24 protein-coding genes and 1 riboswitch are annotated in these 23396 nt (G+C 34.6%); of the genes, 20 read left to right on the forward strand and 4 right to left on the reverse strand.

The genetic code is table 11. The features are described from left to right. Positions 1–14: 14 nt before the first annotated feature. Entirely contained in the window at positions 15–1772 is a 1758-nt protein-coding gene (locus NKR20_RS05720) for a SulP family inorganic anion transporter (RefSeq protein WP_253424375.1), read from the forward strand. 48 nt (positions 1773–1820) lie between these two features. Here the strand turns inward: NKR20_RS05720 and NKR20_RS05725 are convergent, their stop codons facing one another. Genes NKR20_RS05725 through NKR20_RS05735 form a run of 3 tightly spaced genes read right to left on the reverse strand, consistent with a single transcriptional unit; the run spans position 1821 to position 4479 of the window. After that, a complete protein-coding gene (locus tag NKR20_RS05725; RefSeq protein WP_253424378.1) occupies positions 1821–2108 on the reverse strand; it encodes a hypothetical protein in 288 nt (95 codons plus the stop codon). A gap of 33 nt (positions 2109–2141) precedes the next feature. Continuing rightward, positions 2142–2597 carry a LytR/AlgR family response regulator transcription factor gene (locus NKR20_RS05730; protein WP_253424382.1) on the reverse strand — a complete coding sequence of 152 codons (456 nt, stop codon included), beginning with the start codon at positions 2595–2597 and terminating at the stop codon, positions 2142–2144. Positions 2598–2613: 16 nt separating this feature from the next. After that, positions 2614–4479: a sensor histidine kinase gene (locus tag NKR20_RS05735; protein ID WP_253424385.1), complete on the reverse strand. Its 1866-nt coding sequence runs from the start codon at positions 4477–4479 to the stop codon at positions 2614–2616. A 304-nt stretch (positions 4480–4783) separates the two neighbouring features. On the opposite strand from NKR20_RS05735, the gene NKR20_RS05740 reads away from it, so the two are divergent. The 8 genes from NKR20_RS05740 (at position 4784) to NKR20_RS05775 (ending at position 10995) form a co-directional block, all read left to right on the forward strand. Further along, complete coding sequence (locus NKR20_RS05740; protein WP_253424388.1) at positions 4784–5326, forward strand: hypothetical protein; 543 nt, start codon at positions 4784–4786, stop codon at positions 5324–5326. Positions 5327–5884: 558 nt separating this feature from the next. After that, a complete protein-coding gene (gene spoIIAA / locus NKR20_RS05745) occupies positions 5885–6238 on the forward strand; it encodes an anti-sigma F factor antagonist (RefSeq protein ID WP_121215600.1) in 354 nt (117 codons plus the stop codon). Next, positions 6231–6674 carry an anti-sigma F factor gene (gene spoIIAB, locus NKR20_RS05750; protein ID WP_253424392.1) on the forward strand — a complete coding sequence of 148 codons (444 nt, stop codon included), beginning with the start codon at positions 6231–6233 and terminating at the stop codon, positions 6672–6674. The genes spoIIAA and spoIIAB overlap by 8 nt, the downstream gene beginning before the upstream one ends. 74 nt (positions 6675–6748) lie before the next feature. Continuing rightward, the gene (locus tag NKR20_RS05755; protein ID WP_121215598.1) at positions 6749–7537 is read left to right on the forward strand and encodes a SigF/SigG family RNA polymerase sporulation sigma factor; all 789 of its coding nucleotides are present in this window, start codon (positions 6749–6751) and stop codon (positions 7535–7537) included. Further along, on the forward strand, positions 7534–8994 hold the full coding sequence (locus tag NKR20_RS05760; protein ID WP_121215597.1) for a spore germination protein: 1461 nt from the start codon (positions 7534–7536) through the stop codon (positions 8992–8994). Before NKR20_RS05755 ends, NKR20_RS05760 begins: the two co-directional genes overlap by 4 nt. A 98-nt stretch (positions 8995–9092) precedes the next feature. Further along, positions 9093–10412, forward strand: a complete 1320-nt coding sequence (gene lysA / locus NKR20_RS05765; RefSeq protein WP_253424395.1) for a diaminopimelate decarboxylase — start codon at positions 9093–9095, stop codon at positions 10410–10412. Between the two features lie 3 nt (positions 10413–10415). After that, the gene (locus NKR20_RS05770) at positions 10416–10586 is read left to right on the forward strand and encodes a hypothetical protein (RefSeq protein WP_170148464.1); all 171 of its coding nucleotides are present in this window, start codon (positions 10416–10418) and stop codon (positions 10584–10586) included. A gap of 43 nt (positions 10587–10629) precedes the next feature. Then, positions 10630–10995, forward strand: coding sequence for a GNAT family N-acetyltransferase (locus NKR20_RS05775; protein ID WP_121215595.1), 366 nt, complete (start codon positions 10630–10632; stop codon positions 10993–10995). Position 10996: 1 nt separating this feature from the next. On the opposite strand, the gene NKR20_RS05780 is transcribed toward NKR20_RS05775, so the two are convergent. After that, positions 10997–11527: a DUF309 domain-containing protein gene (locus tag NKR20_RS05780; protein ID WP_253424398.1), complete on the reverse strand. Its 531-nt coding sequence runs from the start codon at positions 11525–11527 to the stop codon at positions 10997–10999. 118 nt (positions 11528–11645) lie between these two features. On the opposite strand from NKR20_RS05780, the gene NKR20_RS05785 reads away from it, so the two are divergent. The 11 genes from NKR20_RS05785 (at position 11646) to NKR20_RS05835 (ending at position 23074) form a co-directional block, all read left to right on the forward strand. After that, positions 11646–12425 (forward strand): segregation/condensation protein A, encoded by a 780-nt coding sequence (locus NKR20_RS05785; RefSeq protein WP_121215593.1) that lies wholly within the window; start codon positions 11646–11648, stop codon positions 12423–12425. After that, a complete protein-coding gene (scpB, locus tag NKR20_RS05790) occupies positions 12394–12981 on the forward strand; it encodes an SMC-Scp complex subunit ScpB (protein ID WP_170148463.1) in 588 nt (195 codons plus the stop codon). The genes NKR20_RS05785 and scpB overlap by 32 nt, the downstream gene beginning before the upstream one ends. 20 nt (positions 12982–13001) lie before the next feature. Next, positions 13002–13991 carry a D-alanyl-D-alanine carboxypeptidase family protein gene (locus NKR20_RS05795; RefSeq protein ID WP_301285894.1) on the forward strand — a complete coding sequence of 330 codons (990 nt, stop codon included), beginning with the start codon at positions 13002–13004 and terminating at the stop codon, positions 13989–13991. 225 nt (positions 13992–14216) lie between these two features. Next, positions 14217–14951: a pseudouridine synthase gene (locus tag NKR20_RS05800; RefSeq protein WP_121215591.1), complete on the forward strand. Its 735-nt coding sequence runs from the start codon at positions 14217–14219 to the stop codon at positions 14949–14951. Between the two features lie 113 nt (positions 14952–15064). After that, positions 15065–15610 (forward strand): thiol-disulfide oxidoreductase ResA, encoded by a 546-nt coding sequence (gene resA, locus NKR20_RS05805; protein WP_253424400.1) that lies wholly within the window; start codon positions 15065–15067, stop codon positions 15608–15610. A gap of 6 nt (positions 15611–15616) precedes the next feature. After that, a complete protein-coding gene (resB, locus tag NKR20_RS05810; RefSeq protein WP_121215589.1) occupies positions 15617–17281 on the forward strand; it encodes a cytochrome c biogenesis protein ResB in 1665 nt (554 codons plus the stop codon). Beyond that, complete coding sequence (gene ccsB, locus NKR20_RS05815) at positions 17278–18465, forward strand: c-type cytochrome biogenesis protein CcsB (RefSeq protein ID WP_301285895.1); 1188 nt, start codon at positions 17278–17280, stop codon at positions 18463–18465. Before resB ends, ccsB begins: the two co-directional genes overlap by 4 nt. A gap of 150 nt (positions 18466–18615) precedes the next feature. Continuing rightward, entirely contained in the window at positions 18616–19332 is a 717-nt protein-coding gene (locus tag NKR20_RS05820; RefSeq protein WP_121215587.1) for a response regulator transcription factor, read from the forward strand. After that, the gene (locus tag NKR20_RS05825; RefSeq protein WP_121215586.1) at positions 19325–21100 is read left to right on the forward strand and encodes an ATP-binding protein; all 1776 of its coding nucleotides are present in this window, start codon (positions 19325–19327) and stop codon (positions 21098–21100) included. Before NKR20_RS05820 ends, NKR20_RS05825 begins: the two co-directional genes overlap by 8 nt. A gap of 242 nt (positions 21101–21342) precedes the next feature. Next, entirely contained in the window at positions 21343–21882 is a 540-nt protein-coding gene (locus NKR20_RS05830; protein WP_121215585.1) for an RNA polymerase sigma factor SigX, read from the forward strand. Then, a complete protein-coding gene (locus tag NKR20_RS05835) occupies positions 21872–23074 on the forward strand; it encodes a hypothetical protein (RefSeq protein WP_253424403.1) in 1203 nt (400 codons plus the stop codon). The genes NKR20_RS05830 and NKR20_RS05835 overlap by 11 nt, the downstream gene beginning before the upstream one ends. A gap of 97 nt (positions 23075–23171) precedes the next feature. Further along, positions 23172–23345, forward strand: a riboswitch (FMN riboswitch). The last annotated feature ends 51 nt before the right edge of the window (positions 23346–23396 follow it).

Consider the following 23396-nt stretch of genomic DNA (forward strand, 5'->3'; position numbering starts at 1 on the left):
AAAGAAGGGATAACATGAGTAAGTTTTGGACAGGGAGATTTGAGGGGTATTCATTTGATCATTTTAAGAAGGATTTATTATCTGGAACAATTGTAGGGATTGTCGCAATTCCATTAGCAATGTCCTTTGCAATTGCTTCAGGTGTAAAGCCCGAGTACGGAATTTATACCGCAGTCATCGCGGGGATTTTAATTTCACTATTAGGTGGGTCAAAATATCAAATTGGGGGTCCTACTGGTGCCTTTGTTCCAATTCTATTAGGAATCGTTATTTCTTATGGATACGAGAATTTATTAATCGCAGGATTGATGGCTGGCGTCATGCTCGTATTGATGGGAGTCTTCAAACTAGGGGTATTAATTAAATATATACCTAGACCAGTAACAATCGGATTTACAGCTGGTATTGCTGTCATCATATTTACCGGTCAAATTTCTAATTTCTTAGGTCTAAAAGGGATTGAGCAACACGAACGTTTTATCGATAATATGAAAGAGATTACTAGTCACTTAAATACTATGAGTATTTATAGTATTTTAGTTGCTGCGATTTGTTTCGTTATTATGTTATTAACACCAAAAGTATTACCAAAAGTTCCGGGAGCATTAGTAGGAATTATTGTTTCTTCTGTTGTAACTGCACTATTTTTCAGTGGTCAAGTTGCGACAATTGGTTCTACTTATGGAGCAATTCCAAATTCATTACCGTCCTTTGGAATTCCGGAAATTACTTTAGATAGAATACAAATGTTGATTGGACCTGCATTTGTTATTGCCATGCTTGGTGGTATTGAATCGTTATTATCTGCAGTTGTAGCAGATGGTATGACAAACAGTAAACATAATAGTAATCGAGAGTTAATCGGGCAAGGGATTGCAAATATCGTGACACCATTCTTTGGAGGTATACCTGCTACTGGAGCAATTGCTCGAACAGCAACAAACATTAAATCCGGTGCTACTTCACCAATGTCTGGTGTTATTCATGGGGTGTTCGTTTTATTAACGTTACTTGTTTTTGCACCTCTTGCAACACATATTCCATTAGCAGCTTTAGCACCAGTATTAATGATGGTTGCTTGGAATATGAGTGAGCGAAAACATTTTGCTCATATATTAAAATTAAAATCTGGGGATTCATTAGTTTTAGTAATTACGTTCCTTTTAACTGTATTTACAAGTTTAACTGTTGCTGTTGAAGTTGGTCTACTACTAGCGATTATTCTATTTGCAAAACGTATGAGTGAAATGTTAGTTGTTTCGAAAGTTTTACCAGATCATGAAAGCAGTAATGGGAAAGTATTACCTCATGTTGTAAGTCCAAACCATGATTGTCCACAAGTGAGTATTTACACAGTGGAAGGGCCGTTATTCTTCGGGGCTGCTCAAACCTTTGAGCAATCAATCTTGTCTTCTATTAATGCGAAACCTAAAGTACTTATTTTACGATTAAGAAAAGTGCCTTTCATTGATACAACGGGAGAGGAATATTTCAGAAATATTATTACTGATTTTAAAAGTCACGGGGGAACGTTGTTAGTAACTGAAGTTCGTCCATCTTTAAAACTTGCAATGGATCAAAGTGGTTTAACGAATGAAATTGGTGAGCAAAACTTCTTTGTTCATACAGGAGATGCAATCAATTGCGCATTAGGTTGTATAAACAGAAGCGCTTGTCTTGGATGTAAACATTTCGCCTTTAAAGAATGTGCTGAATTAGCCAGTTCAAAAAAACCCGTTAAACCAAAAGAAGTTGAAACAACTCTAGTCTAACAAATAAGGAGAATTTGAGTGTACTCAAATTCTCCTTTCTAATATTCCTTAACTTCTTATTAATTCTTGCTTCCATTTATAAACCCGATCTCCAAAAAGTTGATCAATACTCCAATCTGTTTTCTCTTCAATATCTATTGAACAATCGGATAATTCTATATAATATTTACCTTTAATGTTTTCAATCGTGAGTTGAATACCACTTTCTAAAAAAGTTTTCTTTAGTCTGTAAATGGTTGTGTATAGATTTTGTTCTGCCTTTTTCATTTCGATACTAGGCCATAGCTTCTCGATAATTTGCCATTTTTCTATGCCATTTTTTCGATGTAGGACCATTAAAGAAAATAATTCTTCAACTTTTACAGTAGTTCATTTTAAACGAATTTCTTTATCGTTCTGGAAAACTTTTATATGTCCAAGGAGTTCGATTTTTAATGAATTATCACTTTGCATCATTTGATAACTCTTCTTGTCAATCAATCTTTGTATTGCTTCAAGAACATCTTCTTCGTCGGATGGTTTTAATATGTAGTGTATCGCGTAAAGTTTAAAAGCTTCTACGGCGTATTGATTATAAGCTGTAACATAAACAATTTCTAAATTCGGAAATTTATTTAACAATTTCGTACCGAGTTCAATTCCATTCATTCCTGGCATTTCGATATCAAGAAAAGCTACATCTGGCTTAATCACTGGAATTTCATTTAATGCATCGATGGGTCTGATAAATTCCTCAACAACGTTTACTAAATTCGAATGTTCTAATTGCATTTTCAAAAAATTTGAGACTAATTTTTCATCATCAACTATTACAGCTTTTAACACTTAACTAAACTCCTTTTTAATTAATTGGGACTTCAAATTGTACCTTAGTCCATAATCCCAATTCACTTTCAATTGTTAATTGTGTCTGATAAAACTTTTCCAATCGTTTATTAATATTGGAAATACCTATGCCTTGCTTAGTTGTTTTATCATTTTTTATGTTTGATATTTTTTCTGGAGTTAACCCAATCCCATTATCAATAACCGCAATCTTTAAATGTGTGTCATTTTTATTGATAGACACTGTAATAATTCCACCTTCATCTATTGGACGTATACCATGAAGGATGGCATTTTCTACTAGAGGTTGGATCGACAGAGGGAGTATAGACTCCTGTAAAACTTCTTCATCCACTTCAAACACGACTTGTAATTTCTCATCGAAGCGTGCTTGTTCAATGGCGATATAAGAGTTTAATAGTTTCAATTCTCTTTCAACCGTAATAAAAACATCTTTGGCGTTAAATTCAAAGGAATGTCTTAGAAAATTACTGAAATGTGATAATAATTGAGCAGCCTTTTTTCCATCTGTATAACATAACGACATAACGCTCGTTAATGTGTTGAAGAAAAAGTGGGGCTTTATTTGGGCTACCAAATAAGCTTGTTCGGTTACGTCTAACTCGTTGGATAAGTAATCATTCTTTTTATAAGATAAGTTTACTTGAATTGATAACAAAATTGCTAGAGCGATTCCGTATAATAGGACGTTATAAAATCCAAGTCTTAAGCTTTGGATATATCCTAAACTATATAAAAGCAAGTCGATATTATAAACATTAATATTTATTATGCTAAAAAGTATTATTGAATGATTTCCGGAAAGTGTATATTGTCTATTCTTAAAATAGTAGTACAAGCATCTTACTATTACATATAGATATGTAACAGCGTTGATTAGTATAAATATCGGAACAAAACGATGAAAAAAATTCAAAGGACTAAATACAATCAATAAGATATATAAAGAGTAAAGTGTAATTAAGGGATATCTAACCCAAGGAACAAGTATTCTTTTATCATACTGTGAAATGATAAATATAAAGGAAATTGTTGCTAAAAAAATAGAAATATCTTTTATTTTAAACATTGCTTCGAAGGATAAATCTGGAAGAATGAATAGAATCGTTCGTTCACTTAAACAAAAATTAATAACTGCGAAAAAAATACATGATAGTGCAAATGAAAGAATGAAAAATTCCTTCCTACGATATCTTTCAACAAATAGATATAAAAGAATATAAAGCAAACCAATCGTCATTAAAATTGTAATAACAGATACTTCTGAAAAGACTTTCTGATAATGGAATTTAATTAATTGTTTTTGTTCGCCAAAAAATAACGAGTTTGCAATCCCTGCACTATTATAGGAGAAATCGGAAACTTGAATAACTAAGTCGATCGTATCTGTGTCTGTTTGGAAGAAAAGTAATTGTGGATTATTTCCTTCTATATAACTCTCTTTATTATCAGAGGTAACGCCTTCCTCACTGATTAACTCCCCGTTTATGTATATCTTACTCGCACTTCGTATGTTCTGCTTTTTTATTCCTAAAATTTTGTTTAGAGGGACATTTTGAATTTGTAATCGATACGTACCAATTCCCTGTTCTTCTCCCTTTGTCCAAGCGCCAGGCACATTGAGTAAAGTTGCATTTGTGATAGAACCATCTGAGAAATCTAGTGGATCATACAACTCCCCCTCGTAAAATTCCCATTCACCATCGAGGGGAATAATTTTTTCTTCATAAAAGTTACTGTCGTTCAAATCGAGAATCCCTTTTTGTGCAAAGGATATGTTTTCTTTATTATCTAGTAGAAATAGAGGTACAAATAATAGCATCACGCCAATGAGTAAGAATATTATCTTATGTACTTTCAAATAAATACCTCCGATAGTATAAAATAACGACCTTTTATTAGTAATTTTATTATAAATTTGAATAGGTACTAAGTCTATATAGGGAAAAGTTATATTTAGAAAAGCGATTTGAAACCAATATTTTAGCAAAGAGAAGGATTAAGGGCTTTTAAATTTTTAAAAAGTTTTTTAAAAAAACTAATTCGAATCCTTGTAAGGGTTTTGTAAGAAAGATGTAATAGACACGCAAAATCTTGATGTTTCATAATCTATTTATTAGTAATTTTAAGTCTATGAGATTATGCTCAAAAAGGAAGGTACATGTATGGGAATAAATCCTACTGATGCACAAATTTCTATAGCAAATCTTTGCGAAGAAACTGTTTACATTTTAATTGTACCTTTTAAAGAATGGGATTGGGGTGATAGAGGTTTTACGATAAACTCTTCAGATGATGAATCGAAATCCTATATCAATTCTTTAAGTAGTTTAATTGCAAAACTTCATTTACACTCTATGCAAAAAGCTAGTGAAGGTGAGCATAATCAAAAGAAGTTAAAAGAAATAAATAGAGAAGTTGTCACATTCCTAAATAAAGAGGCAATTATCATACCAGCGGGTCAATTTAAGAAGATTACGAGTGATAAGGGGAGAAATTCGTTAAGAACCTTTGCACTATCTGGTTGGGGTTCTTTATTTGGTGTTTCTGATCTAACATTATTTATAATTTCAGCTACTTTAAGACGCCAAGCCGTTATACAGACAAATTATAACGATTCCTGGGTGGTAGAGCCCCATGAGATTGGAAAAGCCAAATCTAGTTCTATTTGGGATATCGACAGAAGAAGTGAATCCTATAAATTTTAATATCTTGTAAAATAGAAGGTTTCTCAAAAAAATGAGATACCTTTTTTATTTAATAGAATTAGAAAAAATTAACTTGTATTATCGATGATTTATACCTCTGTTAACCCCATCTATTCGAATTGTTCCTCACCAATAAAAGTTACATCAAAAAATTGAATACTTCCCACAACATTTGTCTAGATTGTTTATTATGTGAAAAATTATACAACCTTGTACCATAAGTTGGGGAGAAAACCATTTTTATGTTTAAATTATCCCTTTCATTCCCATACTAACTTTTAGTAATGCCTCCGAGAATTGTTGTACTGTGTTTCCAATTGCGGAATTAATGCTGTTTGTTCAGAATGCGTAAGTCTCTAATGCTATTGATGTGTCTTATATTACTCACACTTTTGCCTAAACTTTTGTAGGTCTGCTTTTTCCACAAAAAACCTTTGATAATAGACTTTCTGTCGTATTTTCACTAGTTTCAGCGAATTAGTTCTACTATTGTCAGCTGAAAAGGATTTTGACCAAATGTTGTGGAATTAAGCGCATAAGAGGAGGCGAACTAACAAAATGAACTATGAAATGGACATGCATTTAAATGACATAGCAGTAATCAGGCTATATGGTGAACTTGATCATCATGAAGCAGAAAAAATACGTAGTCAGATTTCAAAAACAATTTTACAAGGAAATTTAAACACAATTATCTGGAACTTAGAGAGATTAAACTTTATGGATAGTTCTGGAATTGGTTTAATATTAGGTCGCATGAGAGAGCTTAGCGCGGTGAATGGACAAACAATCATTTTAAACCCGTCAAATACAATGAAAAAAATATTCCAGTTTTCTGGTCTCGCTTCATACATGATGGATGGTACGGAGGCAGATGCAATTTTACACGCAAGGGGGATTGTGAATGGATAACGAAATGACTCTTTCATTTGTAGCAATTAGTGAAAATGAAAGTCTTGCGAGGATGGCAATTACTAGTTTTGTGGCACAGCTTGACCCAACAATTGATGAACTTTCAGAATTTAAAACAATTGTTTCAGAAGCTGTTTCAAATGCAATTATTCATGGTTATGACGAAGACGGTAAAGGGATCGTCACTGTACATGCAGTTCGAGATGGAGATGTCATAAGTGTCGCTGTAAAAGACAATGGAAAAGGGATTTTTGATGTGAAACGTGCAATGGAGCCGTTATTTACTTCGAAAGCTGAGATGGAACGTTCGGGTATGGGCTTTACAATTATGGAAAGCTTTGCGGATGATTTGCAAGTTGAATCTGAACCGAATGTTGGTACAGTTGTTACCTTCTCAAAAAAATTTTACTCGGTAAAAATGCCTCAAATTTCTTAAATGAATAACAATATATCGAGCTTTCAAAAAAATTCTGGACGCAAATACAGTCGTATTTGATAGAAGTGAGGGGGATGAGGACAATCGAACAGCCGTCCAATGTTTTGTTGACACAGGAAGAAATGCGGGAGCTTATTGGAAAAGCTCAGTCTGGTGATATCGAAGCAAGGAAACAAATGATTGAAGGAAATACGCGGCTCGTTTGGTCCATTGTTCAACGCTTTGCATCTCGTGGGGTAGAATTAGAAGATTTATTTCAGATAGGTTGTATCGGTCTGATGAAATCTGTTGATAAATTTGATTTATCCTATGACGTAAAATTTTCTACTTATGCTGTCCCGATGATAATTGGAGAAATACAACGTTTCTTGCGTGATGACGGCATGGTGAAAGTCAGTCGATCAATTAGGGAATTGAATTATAAAATACGACATGCAACCGATGAATTTTTAAAAACAAACGAAAAGCCACCATCAATTTCTGAGCTTGCAGATATCCTTGGTGTAACACAGGATGAAGTGCTCGTTGCAACGGATGCTATGCGAGACCCAGCATCACTTCACGAGCAATTGTTTGAGTCTGAAGGCGATTCCATTACATTAATGGATCAAATGAAAGATGAAAAGTCTGAATTGCCGTTTCAATACATTCCATTAAAAGAAGTTTTAACAAAGCTAGACAAACGTGAACAGGCGATTATTTATTTAAGGTACTACTTAGATCTGACCCAAACAGACATTGCCGAACGTTTGGGTATATCGCAAGTTCAAGTTTCACGTTTAGAAAAGAAAATTTTAGCGCAACTTAAGTCATGGATGGAAACAAACACATCACGAACTACTAAAAAGACGGTGAATAAATGACAAACAAGATTTTCACATCTATAGACGATGCAAAAGAATTTTTATACAGCAAGTTTGGAAAAGACGAGTCATTTGATGTTTGTATTAAAGATTTACACGTGTATAGCTTACCTATCTTATGTGTATACATAAGTGGATTGGTAGACGGAAACACGATAACTGAACAATTGACTCCTCTTTTTCATGATTATGGGAAAACCGATGAATGGGAAAAAGAAATTGAAGATGAAGACAAATATTTTGATGATCACTTTAATTTCTATGGAAAATCGGAACCGAAAGACCGAGATGAATTTTTACTTGGTGTTTTGAGTGGACAAGTTGGAATCATTACAAAAAGTGGTTTTGGATATGTTTTAGAGCTTCGAAGCTATCCAGGTCGTCAACCGGATGAACCAGATAACGAGAAAGTTATTCGTGGTTCTCGCGATGGATTTGCAGAGAATATTATGTTAAATACTGCATTAATCCGAAGACGAATTCGAACAGCAGATTTACGCTTCGAGCTCCATAAAGTTACTGCAATTGGTCAAACAGATGTAGCAATCGCTTATATCAATGGTTTGACTAACGAAAAGAATTTGAAGTGGTTGAAAAAAAGATTATCTGAAATTAACCATGATGGTTTAACCATGTCTGACAAATCTTTAGAAGAATGGCTGTTTAAACAAAAATTCCATCCATTGCCATTTGTAAGGTATTCGGAAAGACCTGATATCGTTTCGGCGCATTTATTAGAAGGCCACATTGCAATAATTGTGGATACTTCGCCTTCAGTAATAATTGTGCCTATTTCTATGTTTCATCTACTTCAGCATGCTGAGGAATATCGGCAATCGCCTTTTATTGGAACCACTATGCGATTTCTACGGTATTTCGCAGCATTCTTTACATTAACGCTGCTACCAATTTGGTATCTATTAGCCACCCATGAGGAATTTTTACCTGCAGCATTAGATTTTATTGGTGCAAAGGAAAAGTCTTCAATACCTTTATTTTTGCAAATAATTATTGCTCATTTAGGACTAGAATATTTACGTATTGCAGCGATTCATACACCAACACCTTTATCTACTGCAATGGGATTAGTAGCAGGTATTATCATTGGGCAAATTGCAATTGATGTTGGGTTATTCTCTCCTGAGGTCATATTGTATACAGCAGTAACTGCTATCTTCTCTTTCTCAATCCCAACTTTTGAACTGAGTGTGGCGTTAAAATACTTCCAATTCTTCATTTTAATAATGACCGCCTTGGCAGGGGTAAATGGTTTCTTTATTTCGATATTTATTTTATTCTCGTATTTATGCTCTCTAAAACCAATGAAAGTTCCATATTTATGGCCGCTAATACCGTTCTTTCCAAAGGCGTTTTCGAGAGTCTTTATTCGTTTCCCAATGGCAGACGATGCAATCAGACCGTATATTGTTGGGGCAAAACAACGAGATCGTTCATAAATCTTGCGTTGCGTTAGCCTTATTCATGTGATAAAGTTCCCTCATAAGGTAATTTTCTATAACGAAAAAATTTTTTCGTTTGTTACGGAGGGAACATTATGCATTTATACGGTACACAAAACATAAATGAAAATGGTCATCTAACGATTGGTGGAGTCGATGCAGTTGAATTAGCAAATTCATACGGTACTCCACTTTTCGTTTATGATTTAGAATTAGTTAGAAAACGTGCACGCGGATTTATCGGAACATTCCAAAAGTTAGGCGTAAAAGCGGAAGTGGCCTACGCTTCAAAAGCTTTCTCATGTGTAGCTATGTATCAAGTAGCTCAAGAAGAAAATCTTTCTCTTGATGTTGTATCTGGTGGGGAATTATACACTGCTATTAAATCTGGTTTTCCAGCAGAGAGAATTCACTTTCACGGCAATAATAAATCATATGCTGAATTAGAATTAGCATTCGATACAAAAATTGGTTGTATTGTAGTAGATAATTTTTATGAAATTGCATTATTAAAAGAAATTTCTGAAGCAAAACAACAACCAATGCGTATTTTATTACGTGTTACACCAGGTGTTGAAGCGCATACGCATGACTTTATTACAACAGGTCAAGCTGATTCAAAATTTGGCTTTGACTTAAATAATGGACAAGCTGATGAAGCATTCCAAAAGGTAACGGATCATGAATATCTTCAATTATTAGGTTTACACTGCCATATCGGTTCACAAATTTTTGAAACAGATGGCTTTAGCTTAGCTGCTGAAAAGTTAATGCAAAAAATTGGTGAGTGGAAAGAAAAATACAACTTCGAATGTACTGTATTAAACCTAGGTGGAGGATTTGGTATCCGTTATACAGAAGAAGATCGTCCGCTTGAACCACAAGTATATGTAGAAGAAATGATTAAAACAGTTCAATCCCACTGTGCACAATTAAATTTAACAATGCCAGAGATTTGGATTGAGCCAGGTCGTTCCCTTGTAGGAGATGCTGGTACTTCTCTATATACAATTGGCTCACGTAAAACGGTTCCTGATATTCGCGAATACATTGCAGTTGACGGTGGTATGAGTGACAATATTCGTCCTGCTCTTTATGATGCAAAGTATGAAGCGGTTATTGCTAATAAAGCAAATGAAGAAAAAAATAGTACATATACTGTTGCAGGGAAATTATGTGAATCTGGGGATAAATTGATCGTGGATGCTTCTTTACAATCTGCTGAACCAGGCGACATTTTAGCGATTTTCTGTACAGGTGCATATGGTTATTCAATGGCTTCGAACTATAATCGTGTTCCTCGCCCAGCAGTTGTATTTGTTGAAGGTGGTCATCATCAATTAGCAATTAAACGAGAGTCTTATGAAGACATTGTGCAAAATGATCTCCCTCTTACACTTCAAAAAGGTGAGTAACGCATGAAAAGAATATCAAAATGGTGGTTGTTAGGAATTCTATTAGTTTTTAGTATTGCCTGGGCTTTATTTTATCTATATGTGATTATTCCAAACGCACCGAGAGAAGAAGAAAATACATTAGGTTTGGTATTTATTGGTAATATAGTTGCATCCTTTGCTAAAATCGTGTAGGATATGAGTTGTTGTACGATAGAAAATGAGGGATTGTTATACAATGTTAATTCGCTATAAAAAACCTTTAGAAAAAATAGCAATGGGTCTACTTTCGTTAATGCCACAAGAAAAAGACGTTAAACGATTAATGGAAACGATTCAAGCCTATGATCAAGAAGATGATTGGTATTTATACTTATGGAAAAAAGACGAAGAGTATATTGGAATCGTTGGCATTCTTGACGAAGGCGATACAGCTACAATACAACATATTACCGTAGTACCTTCATATCGTGGTGAAGGTGTAGCAATTGCGATGCTAAAAGAACTTTTAAAGACAAGCCAATTTAAAACTTTAAAAGCAAATGATGATACAAGACCTTTTATAGAAAAATGTTTACCTATATTAGAAGAGGCAGACGCATAATTTACGTCGGCCTCTTCTTATTTTTCTTATTTAATTGACGTTCTTCCAATTTCTTATTGCGTGCAATAAGAATATCTGAACGATCGCGGAGCATATGTTTATGAAGAAGATAATTTAATGGTACTGTGGGAAGTTCAGATATTTTCTGATGAACTAAAGCAGATAATTCATTATTTTTGATAATAATTTGAAATGGAGTAAATTCATCTCCCTTTTTAATTAACGTTATACTATTCTCGCAATCGTTATACAATTGGTTAAAATGGATAAAATCAAAAAATGGTGAAGCTTGATTGGTAGAAAAGTTATGCAATGCTTTTTCTAATATTTTCATAGCTCCATTTCTATTATTTCGTCGCCAATGATACATGCCTGTAGCTAATTGGACATATCCTACCAATGGGTGATTTTTGTCACCAGGAGCAACTTCCTTCCAGTATTCTTCCAACACTTCATGGCATTCAAAATAATCCTGGTTCCCATTAAAATAAGTGCAAAAATCGACAAACAATCTATGAAACAATGGATGCATTCAAACCCTCTTTCCTCTATACTAAAATTTGAACAAAATGCATGGGCACTTAATTTGGACAACTGTTTACAGATTAGACTCATGCATAGTAACAACAACATACGTCAGGTGGTTACATATGTATGAAGTAAAATTAGAAGCCTTTACAGGACCTCTTGATTTATTATTACATTTAATTAACCGTTTGGAAATTGATATTTACGATATCCCGATGGCAGAATTAACAGCACAATACATAGATCATATCCATGCAATGAAAGTGTTAGAGCTAAATGAAGCAAGTGAATACCTCGTAATGGCAGCTACACTTTTAGCAATTAAAAGTAGAATGCTTCTTCCGATTCATGAAGGTGAAATGGAGGATGCTGAATTTGAAGTGGATGGACCAGATCCACGTGAAGAGCTTGTAACAAAATTAATTGAATATAAAAAATATAAAGAAGCAGCAGTAGAATTAAAACAATTAGAAGAAGAGCGGGCACAAGTGTTCACTCGACCACCTACAGACTTATCAGCTTTTATGCCCGATGAACAATTAGCACTTTTTGATGCAAATGTTAATGTATATGATATGTTAAGCGCATTTCAAAAGTTATTACGTCGGAAGCAATTAAAAAAGCCGTTATCTACTAGAGTTACAAGGCAAGAAATATCAGTAAAAGATCAAATGATGGCGGTCATTGGTTCTTTAAAATTAAACGGTGGTAAAACCTATTTTTCAAAACTCTTTCCCTATGAAGATAAAGCAACAATTATCGTAACTTTTTTATCATTATTAGAGCTAATGAAACGTCAGGTTGTTTTGGTAGAACAACAAAATAATTTCGAAGATTTAACCGTTACATTACAAAAGGAGGCAACTCTTGATGAACTTGAACAACTTGATGAGCAAAATTGAGGCGCTTCTTTTCGTAGTTGGTGATGACGGGCTATCAATAAAACAACTTTCTCAATTACTAGAAGTCGAAACAATGGAAATTGAAGCAGCATTAAGTGAGCTTGAAACAAATTATAATGAACATGCAGAGCGTGGAATTACATTAAAAAAATTAGCTGGTACTTATCAAATTACAACGAAACCGGAGTTAGCTGATAGTATCAAAAAACTTGTAGAAAATCCTAATAGTAACGTATTAACAACCGCATCATTAGAAGTTTTAGCAATCATTGCGTACAAGCAACCTATTACAAGAGCTGAGATTGAAGATTTGCGTGGTGTAAAAAGTGAACGTCCCATCCAAACTCTTGTTTCAAGAGCATTGGTGCAGGAAGTTGGACGAGCTGAAGGGACAGGGCGTGCTATCCTTTATGGGACAACAAAGGAATTTTTAAATTATTTCGGATTAAAAGATATTAAAGAACTCCCTCCATTACCTGAAGGAGATCTCGTTGATCAGGAAGAGGAAACCGACTTATTTATGACGAAGTTCCAAGAAGCTTTCAATGAAGAGTAATTTGTCAAAGGAGTGGCTTGTTGAAAAGGTTTGCTAAAGTGTTTATTGCGAGCATTTGTTCATTCTTCATTTTTTTCTCTGTAGCAGAAGCAGCAAGTGCATCATATGCAGTGATAGATGCGGATACTGGCCGATTATTATTCGGTAGTAATGTTCATGAAAAAAAGCCGATTGCAAGTTTAACAAAGATGTGGACTGCACTTATAGCGATTGAAAATAACGATCTTAAAGAAGAAGTTGAAATTTCTAGACAAGCAGCATTGAGTGAGGGATCCTCTATCTACCTTGAACCAGGGGATAAGGTAACGATAGAAGAGCTGCTATATGGACTTATGTTGCGTTCTGGAAATGATGCTGCTTACGCCCTAGCAGAGCACACTGGAGGATCAATCGAAGGCTTTGCTGATTTGATGAATGAGAAGGCACGTCTTTACGGATTAAATAATACGTACTTTACAAATCCATCTGGTTTACACAATGACCTTCATCTATCGTCTGCCTATGATACGGCGCAAATGTTACGAATCGCTATGCAAAACGATACATTTAAAAAGATATCTTCCACAATTAATTATAAAAGCCCTTCTAAAAACGGTGTCACATGGCAAAATAAACATAAACTACTAAGACAACAAGTTGGAGCAGTTTCAGGGAAAACGGGCTTCACGAAAATTGCGGGTAGAACATTAGCAACTTATTTTGAGAAAGGTGAAGAAAAGGTTATTGTAGTTACGTTAGGTGAATCAAATGATTGGCAAGTACATACATCGCTTGCAAATAAGGTGTTTTCAGAATATGACTATGTAACAGTTGCGGATAAAGGTGAGTACAAAGCAACCGAAGACAAAATAGTTGAACTTAAGAAGCCGATTAAATTATTGCTAAACAATGAAGAAGAAAAGAAATTACAAAATGTTCTACATCTTTCTCGAAAGCAAAATGAATTTGGCATTTGGCATGTTATGTTAAATAATGAGAGTATTTATGTAACGAAGGTAAATCTAAAGTAATCCAAAATTGGATTAAGTTAGGAACTTTAGTATTAAATAAATCGTTATAAGATTAAAAACAGACTGCTTATTTGGCAGTCTTATTTTATTGTTTTAGGGAAAATAATACGTGATAAATGGAATAATAGAAATAAGTTATTTTCCTTTAATAATGCGACAGAATATGACATAATTTTTAGCAGTATATGACCGACTAACAAAATGGAAGACAAAAGGTGAGGAAACATGGAAAGATTGCAGAAAGTAATTGCCTATGCAGGTATTGCATCTAGAAGAAAAGCGGAGAGCTTAATTTTAGAAGGTAAAGTAAAAGTAAACGGAAAAGTCGTAAAGGAGCTAGGCACGAAAGTTTCCAATTCTGACACAATTGAGGTAAATGGTGTAAAACTTGAAAAAGAAGATAAAGTATACTTCTTATTATACAAACCAAGAGGCGTAATCTCAGCCGTAACTGATGATAAGGGTAGAAAAACGGTTACGGATATCTTTAAGAAACATGTTCATGAACGTATTTTCCCAGTAGGAAGATTAGATTATGATACATCTGGTTTATTGTTATTAACGAATGATGGGGAATTTGCTTATCAAATGACACACCCAAAATTCAAAATTGATAAAACGTATATTGCGCGAGTAAAAGGTGTTCCGACAATTGAAGGCCTCAAAAAACTTCAAAGAGGCATTAAACTTGAAGATGGTAAAACTGCTCCTGCAAAAGTAAGTATGACTTCATTTGATCTAAAAGCAGGAAAAGCAATATGTGAAATTACCATCCATGAAGGAAAAAATCGACAAGTCCGTCGTATGTTTGAGGCGATCGGTACACCAGTTGTTAAATTAAAACGTGAACGCTTTGCTTTCTTAGATTTAACAGGTCTAAACCCAGGTGAGTATCGACAACTTACAAAACATGAGGTTAAGTTGCTTCGTGTCTTAGCTGAGACAGGAAAAATTGATTAACACTAGGGAAGTAGTGGAAAGGTTCATAAATCATTCATAAACAGAAAAAATTTAAAAAGTGATTTTTGCTATAATGGAGAAGATTGTATTAAGTAACGGGGAGGTAATCGGCTATGGATAAAAAGAAAAAACGTTCAATTACTCGCGGTGTCATCCTTGTTGTTTTATTAGCTGCAATAGTTTATACAGTATATAGCTCGGCAACAAAGGACAAAGTAAAACTTCTCCAAGTTGGCGATAAAGCACCAGATTTTGAACTTATCGATTTATACGATAGCAATATTAAACATCGTCTGTCCGACTATGAAGGAAAAGGAATCTTTTTAAATTTCTGGGGTACATGGTGTGAGCCATGTAAAAAAGAAATGCCAGCGATGTCTAATCAATACGCAATTTATAAAGATCAAGGAGTAGAAGTTTTAGCAGTTAATATCGCGCAAACAGAATTTGAAGTAAAAAACTTTATTGAAGGTTTAGGTGTACATTTTCCTGTTGCAATCGATGAAACGAGAGATGTAATGACTGAATATACGATTGATCTTCTACCAGCAACGATCTTAATCAATCCTGAAGGGGAAGTTGAAAAAATTATCACTGGTGAAATGAATGAACAACAAATAGCTTCATACATGGAATCCATTAAGCCAGAACAGGAGTAATTTAAGATGGAAAAAATTATTTGTGCTTGTGGACATGAAAACCCATTTGGAACCAAGTTATGTGAAAAATGTGGACGACCATTAACCGAAGAAGTGAAAAATCAAAAAGTTTTGGACATGCGCTACGATGGAATTGCTATTCGATCCAAAACACGAAACAAATCAATTGTAGATAAAATTTGGAACTTCTTTTCTAGTGTAAAAGTAGGGGTTTCCCTTATTTTTATTAATTTAGTAGCGGCTTCAATTGGAACAATCTTTCCTCAGGAGTTTTATGTAAATGTAGCAACCGAGGCCGAAAGAGAAATTTACTATGAAGAAACATATGGATCCCTTGGTAAATTGTACTATACATTGGGATTATCGGATGTTTATAGTTCATGGTGGTTCCAAATTTTAGTAGGACTTTTGGGGATTTCAATCATTATTGCAAGTTTAGATAGAGGAATTCCGCTTCATCGTTCTTTAAAAAATCAACGTGTAAAACGCCACGAAAGTTTTATGAAACGTCAACGTGTCGTAGCAGAAGGCCCAGTTACTGCTGGAGACTCTGCGAAAACTCTTGATTTAGTAGAAGAACAAATGAAAAAATTAAAATATAATGTTCGTCGTGAAGGCAATGCGATTTTAGCTGAACGTGGACGATTTGCGCGTTATGGCCCATACATAAACCATGTAGGTCTAATTGTTTTCTTACTTGGTGTCATGTTAAGACTATTGCCAGGATTCTATGTTGACGAATCGATGTGGGTCCGTGAAGGTGATATTCGAACAATACCAGGTATGGATGGTTACTTTATTGAAAATGAAAAGTTTATATTAGAACTTCATGATAATGAAAAAACGGAAGCACAAATTCAACAAGGTGTGAATGCGGTTGCAAAGAATTACCAAACGAACGTAAAATTATATAAACAGCCGGATGATGCTCTTCCAGGTCAAACAGACAATCTAGAATTAGTAAAAGAATATTCAATTCGAGTGAATCACCCACTAAAACATGAAGGTTATTCACTTTATCAAATGGATTTCCGTTTAAATGAATTAAAAGGTATGAATTTCGCTCTTACAAAGAAAGAAACTGGTGAAGAATTAGGGGATGTAAGTATTGATTTAACAAACCCTCAAAAAGAGTATGTCATTGATGATCAAACAAAAGTGGAATTATTAGGTTATTATCCAGACTTTAGTGGGTTTAAAAATGGTGAACCACAAACGGCAACATCTAACCCTAATAATCCAGCATTTATTTTCAAAATGACAACACCAGAAAAACCAGATGGGGAAGTAAGTTTTGTGGCAATTAAAGAAACGGTTGAACCAAATGGTGACAATGTATACAAAATGTCATTCAAGGGTATAGAAACACGAAATATGTCTGGGTTAACGGTTCATAAAGACAGAACAATTCCTATTTTAATCGTTGGTGGAATCATCTTCATGTTAGGTGTTGCAATCGGATCTTATTGGAATCACCGTCGAATTTGGGTTGAACAATTACAAGACGGTACAATTCGACTTGCAGCACATACAAATAAAAACTGGTTTAGTATAAAGAAAGATTTAACTGCAATTACAGAAGTTGCACATTTACCTCAATTTATTGACCAAGTTGAAAAAGAAAATAATGAAGACGGGCAAAAAGAAAAGGAAGGTGACAGCACCTTATGAGTTTGATTGATTTAAGCGGTAACTTACTATTTATCGCGTTCTTAGCTTATTTAATTGGGACATTATTGTTCGGTGGTGCAATTAAAAGTAATAAACCCGATGGAGCAGCGAAACGTGCGGATAGATGGGGTAAAATTGCAATCATTGTTACCATTATCGGTTTCCTTGCACAATTAGGGTACTTTATTACACGATGGATGTATACGGGACATGCTCCTGTAAGTAATATGTTCGAATTTACAACTGCATTCGGTATGTTTATCGTTGGTGCATTTATTTTAATTTATTATATGTACCGATTAACTGCACTTGGCTTAGTCGCATTACCGATTGCTTTATTAATTATTGCATACGCAGCGATGTTCCCGAGAGATGTAACACCTCTTGTTCCATCATTACAAAGTTATTGGTTAACAATTCACGTAATTACAGCTGCACTTGGACAATCTATTTTAGCGATTAGTGCAGTAGCGGGGTTAATTTATTTATTAAAAGCAGTAGATCCAAAAGTAAAAACAAAAGGTCGTTTTTGGTTAGAGGCAGTACTATATTTTGCTGTTCTTGTTGTTGGCTTTATTGTTGTAACTGTTATTTTCAGAAGCATGGGTTACGAAGCGGTATTTAATTATGTTGATAAAAATGGTGCTCAACATGAAATTATCTATAACGTACCAGCTGTGTTTGGTATGAACGAATATGTATTATTAACAGATGATGTTATGGAACCAATTGCAGAAATGCCTCCTGTTATTAATGCAAAAAAATTAACAGTTGTATTCTGGTCATTTATCGTAGGTTCAATTATTTATTTACTATTCAGATTAATTTCACGTAGAAGAATTTTAGATTTGCTACATCCATTAGTACGTAAAGTTAATTTGAACTTACTAGATGAAATTGGTTACCGTTCTGTATTAATTGGTTTCCCTGTATTTAGTTTAGGTGCACTAGTTTTTGCGATGATTTGGGCACAAGAAGCATGGGGTAGATTCTGGGGATGGGATCCGAAAGAAGTATGGGCTCTTATTACTTGGTTATTCTATGCAGCGTTCTTGCATTTACGTCTTTCAAAAGGATGGGAAGGGAAGAAGAGTGCTTGGCTTGCGTTAATCGGCTTTGCAATCATCCTCTTCAACCTAATTGTCGTGAATCTAGTAATTGCAGGTCTACATTCTTATGCATAATAATTAATATTTTTGAAGGTTCTTCTCTATCTTGGGAAGAACTTTCTTTATATGTATTACCCGTTAATGTAAGTTTTACTATATCATCTTTTATTTTTCGACATGAAATTGTACAATAATATTAGAGAAAGAATGAGAGGGGTAAAACCTATGTCTGAAAATATATCTGTATTAGTAGTTGATGATGAAGACCGTATTCGTCGCCTATTAAAAATGTATCTTGAACGCGAAGGCTATCAAGTAGAAGAGGCGGAAAATGGCGAAATTGCACTCTCGAAAGCTTTAGAAAATGATTACCATTGTATATTATTAGATATTATGATGCCTGAGAAAGACGGGCTTCAAGTTTGTGCAGAATTGCGTGAAAAGAAAACAACACCAATTATCCTTTTAACGGCAAAAGGTGAAGAGGCAAATCGTGTACAAGGTTTTGAACTAGGTGCAGATGATTATATCGTAAAACCATTTAGCCCACGTGAAGTTGTACTTCGTGTGAAGGCTATTTTAAGACGTTCTTCTGCATTCTCACCGGTGTCAAGTCCATCTTCATCAAAGGATTTAGTTGTATTTCCACACTTAACGATTGACCATGATGCTCATCGTGTAACAGCAGATGGAACAGAAGTAAACTTAACTCCTAAGGAATATGAGCTTTTATACTTCTTAGCGAAATCACCAGATAAAGTATTTGACCGTGAGCAACTATTAAAAGAAGTTTGGCATTATGATTTCTTTGGTGACTTACGAACAGTTGATACACATGTAAAACGTCTACGTGAAAAATTAAATCGTGTGTCAGAAAATGCTGCAAAAATGATCGTGACGGTTTGGGGCGTAGGTTATAAATTCGAGGTTATCAATGAATAGAATATGGAGAAGTATTGTCGGGAAGCTATGGATTACCATATTGCTTCTCGTTTCATTTGTATTATTCGTCTTCACAATTTTAATGTTAGAGTTTCTTGAAAATTACCATAAAGAAAAGGCAGAACAATCATTAAATCAAACCGCCTCAACCATTGCCAGTATAGTTGATAAGTATAACTTAGAACATTTAGCAGATGAAATCATTGAAGAAATGTTGCCAGAAGATACAAATGCACTTTTAGTATCCCCAGATCATCTGGTTGTTTCCGCTTTTCAAACAGGAATTAATAAAGTAGAAATTCAAGAAAGTATTGTAAATAGTAAAGATTTTAATAAAATATACGAATCGAATAAACCGATTATAAAAGAAATGATACTTCCATCTCAAATTGAAGACGACAAGATGGAATCGTATTTTGTGCTTAGCTACCCGTTAAAAAGTGAAGATGCTTTACATGGGGCAATCTTTATCTACCAAAACCCAACTGCTTTGCATAAAACTTCACAAAAAACAACGAAAATTGTCTTTCTTTCAGCATTTATCGCGTTTGTTTTAACAACATTCTTTGCATTTTTCCTATCTTCCCGTATTACGTGGCCATTACGTAAAATGCGTGAACACGCCTTTGAATTGGCAAAAGGGAAATTTGATGCAACGTTACCAACAACTCAAAATGATGAAATTGGACAACTCGCAATGGCATTTAATCAAATGGGGAGACAATTAAAACATCATTTAGAGGTTATTAATCAGGAGAAAGAACAATTAGCAAGTGTCTTAACTTCGATGACGGATAGTGTAATCACCTTTAACCGTGATCGTACGATTTTATTAAGCAATCCACCAGCGGATCGATTATTACAAAAATGGTTCCTGCGAAAAAAATCGCAAGGTGATAGTCCAATTCCAATTGAAATTTATGAGATGCTAGAGCATGTTTTAGATTTTGAAGACAAATTAGAAGAAGATATTGAAATGGATGGTTCTTATTACCGAATAACGATAAGCCCATTAAAAAATAGTCAACAATCCATTCGTGGAGCCATTGCTGTAATACGAGATATGACGGAACAATTGCGTTTGGAAAAACTGCGATCAGACTTTATCGCAAACGTTTCTCACGAGCTTCGAACACCGATTGCCATGTTACAGGGCTATTCAGAGGCACTATTGGATGATGTCGTGACAGAAGAAGAAGAACGCAATGAAATGATTCGTATCATTTACGATGAATCCCAACGAATGGGGCGCCTTGTAAAAGACTTACTGGATTTAGCACGCATGGAATCTGGACATACAACGCTTTATAAAGAAGATGTCTCTGCTGTCCATGTCCTTGAGCGTATTACTCAAAAATTTGCTCAAGTTGCAAAAGAAAAACACGTTAATCTGAAATTCAAAAGCTCTTTATCAGAGGATGTTATGATCAGTCTTGATGAAGACCGAATTGAACAAGTACTGACAAATCTAATTGACAATGCTATTCGACACACACCTGAAAATGGAAGTGTGACAGTCTCCTTGGATCAAGAATTCTCTTATGCAAAAATTCAAGTGGCAGACACTGGTGAAGGCATTCCACAAGAAGATTTATCCTTTGTCTTTGAGCGTTTCTATAAAGCAGATAAAGCACGTACTCGCTCAAAAGGCGGAACAGGATTGGGCCTTGCTATAGCAAAAAATATAGTAGAAGCACATAAAGGAAATATTAAAGTCGATAGTACAGTTGGCGTTGGCACAACCTTCACTTTCCATTTACCATTATAAGTAGGGGAAACTTTCCTCTGCTTTTTTTTGTTGGTTTAGAAACACACCAATAGTAGATTTATTAAAGAAGTTTTGGAATAATAGATAAATGTGTGGGATTATTAGACAAAATTGGGTTAATAATAGAAAAAATGAACAATTAATAGAAAGTCTGCAAATTCCAATAAAAATAGACGCTTTTTTGAATGATGTAACCTTTTTTATTCAAACTCGACAAATATAAAGAACGGGGGTGGTATGGATTGAAGAAATCCATTTTCCATTCGTTATACGATCGCTATCATCAAGATGTCTTTCAATTTTTAATATACTTAGTGAAAGATCGTGGAGTTGCAGAGGATTTGTCCCACGAAGTATATGTACGGGTTTTGAAATCCTATGAACGATTTGAAGGAAGAAGTTCCGAAAAGACTTGGCTTTTTGCCATAGCGAAAAATGTAGCCATCGATTATTTCCGAAAAAATGCAGTTCGTTCATCTCGTAATTTTGATGCATTTAACTGGGAAACGGAACAGCTTGTTTCACCGACAAAATCGCCTGAAGCATTAATTGAATTAAACGATGATATGCAGCAATTACTCGAAGCTTTAGAAAAATGTACAGGGGATCAAAAGATGGTTATAATCATGCGATATTTTCAAGAATTATCTATTGCAGAAACAGCAGCGATATTAAATTGGACTGAAGGGAAAGTCAAAACTACCCAACATCGAGCGATTAAGAACCTACGAGATTTATTAACAACATCTGGTAAAAAGGAGGCAAATCATTATGAGTCATGAAAAATGGGACGATGAAAAAATCGAACAAGTGCTTTCAAATGTACCAAAAATTCATGATCATCGTTCAAAAGATGATGTGCTTCAACGATTAATAGATGATGGAGTTTTTGACGAAGAAGAAACAAAAATTGTTAAAAAGAAAAAACGGAATTGGATCCCGATTACAATATCTGCCGCCGCACTTATTTTATTTGCAATTTTAGTACCTTCATTTATGAAAGAGCTAAATCAAACATCAGAAGTATCGGAAGAGAGTATGAAAATGGAATCTACAGAAGATACGGGCCAAATGGAACAAGAGTCTGCAACAGAATTAGCAGAAAATCGAACAATGATGACGATGGATGCCGTTAATCTAAGCACAGCTGTCTATCCAGATGAAATCGAAGGAAAAACAATTTTCCAATTAGGATTAGCAAGTGATGCAGCTGATAGTGTTCCGGTAACGGTACTAATCCCAAATGAACGGATTATGGAGGATTTCGGCAAAATTAAGCCTACCGGTGTTGACCTTTATAATCAATACGCACCACTATTTGATGAAAGTGCGATTGGTTTTAGTGAGTATCATCCCTATGTTGGAAAAATATCAGAACAAAATCAACAAGTTGTTCATACATTACCAAAGAATCCGCCATATGATTCCGGATCAGCAGGACCAGCTACGTATGAAGCTTCCCTTATTGATACATTCAGTTACTACTATGATGAAGCAATTACGTTAGATGAAACAGGTTCACCTTTTGTATTTAGTGAAGTTGGAATGCCAAATAAACCAATACAGTTAAAGAACCAATATAATTATTACAGACATACACAAGCAGACGGATCAGAATATTTAGCACCAAATTTTCGTTTAACTTTTAGCACTATAGAAGAAGCCATTTCAGCAATGAAAGAGGAGGATAATGATATTTATCAATCTGTCATTATCGAAGGGGTTGATTTTAAAATTTCAGTTGAAGGTGACATTGTGACAGTTGCATTTACTGATCAACTAGATTTAATGAATTACGATCAACAAGATGCTATGCAAATGATAGAAGGTATTTTATTAACAGCGGCTAACTTCAATATGCAAGTACAATTTAATAACATTGTACAGACGGGATGGCAGGGTTTTAATTTTAGTGAACCACTACCTATGCCAATAGCTGCAAACGAAGTATCTTATGAACTAGTTCTACAATAAATCGAATTATTCAGTAAATTCAATAAACTATTTTACTCCTATTTACAATACTTCTTTTCCGAGATATAATAGTACCATAAAACAAATTTAATATTTGATTCATCTTCGGGGCAGGGTGTAATTCCCGACCGGCGGTAATAGAAAACGCAACTTCCGACCATTAACTTGGAGGATTTTGCAGATGTTTTCTTCAGCCCGCGAGCTTTTTTATAAAGCAGGATTTGGTGCGATTCCAAAGCCGACAGTATAGTCTGGATGGGAGAAGGTGAAGGTACGGTCTTTATTCGATTCGTTTTGAATTGGAAAAAACTGTACGCTAAAA

Origin of the sequence: Ureibacillus endophyticus, assembly GCF_024159215.1 — a bacterium.
In the GTDB taxonomy this organism is placed as follows: domain Bacteria; phylum Bacillota; class Bacilli; order Bacillales_A; family Planococcaceae; genus Ureibacillus; species Ureibacillus endophyticus.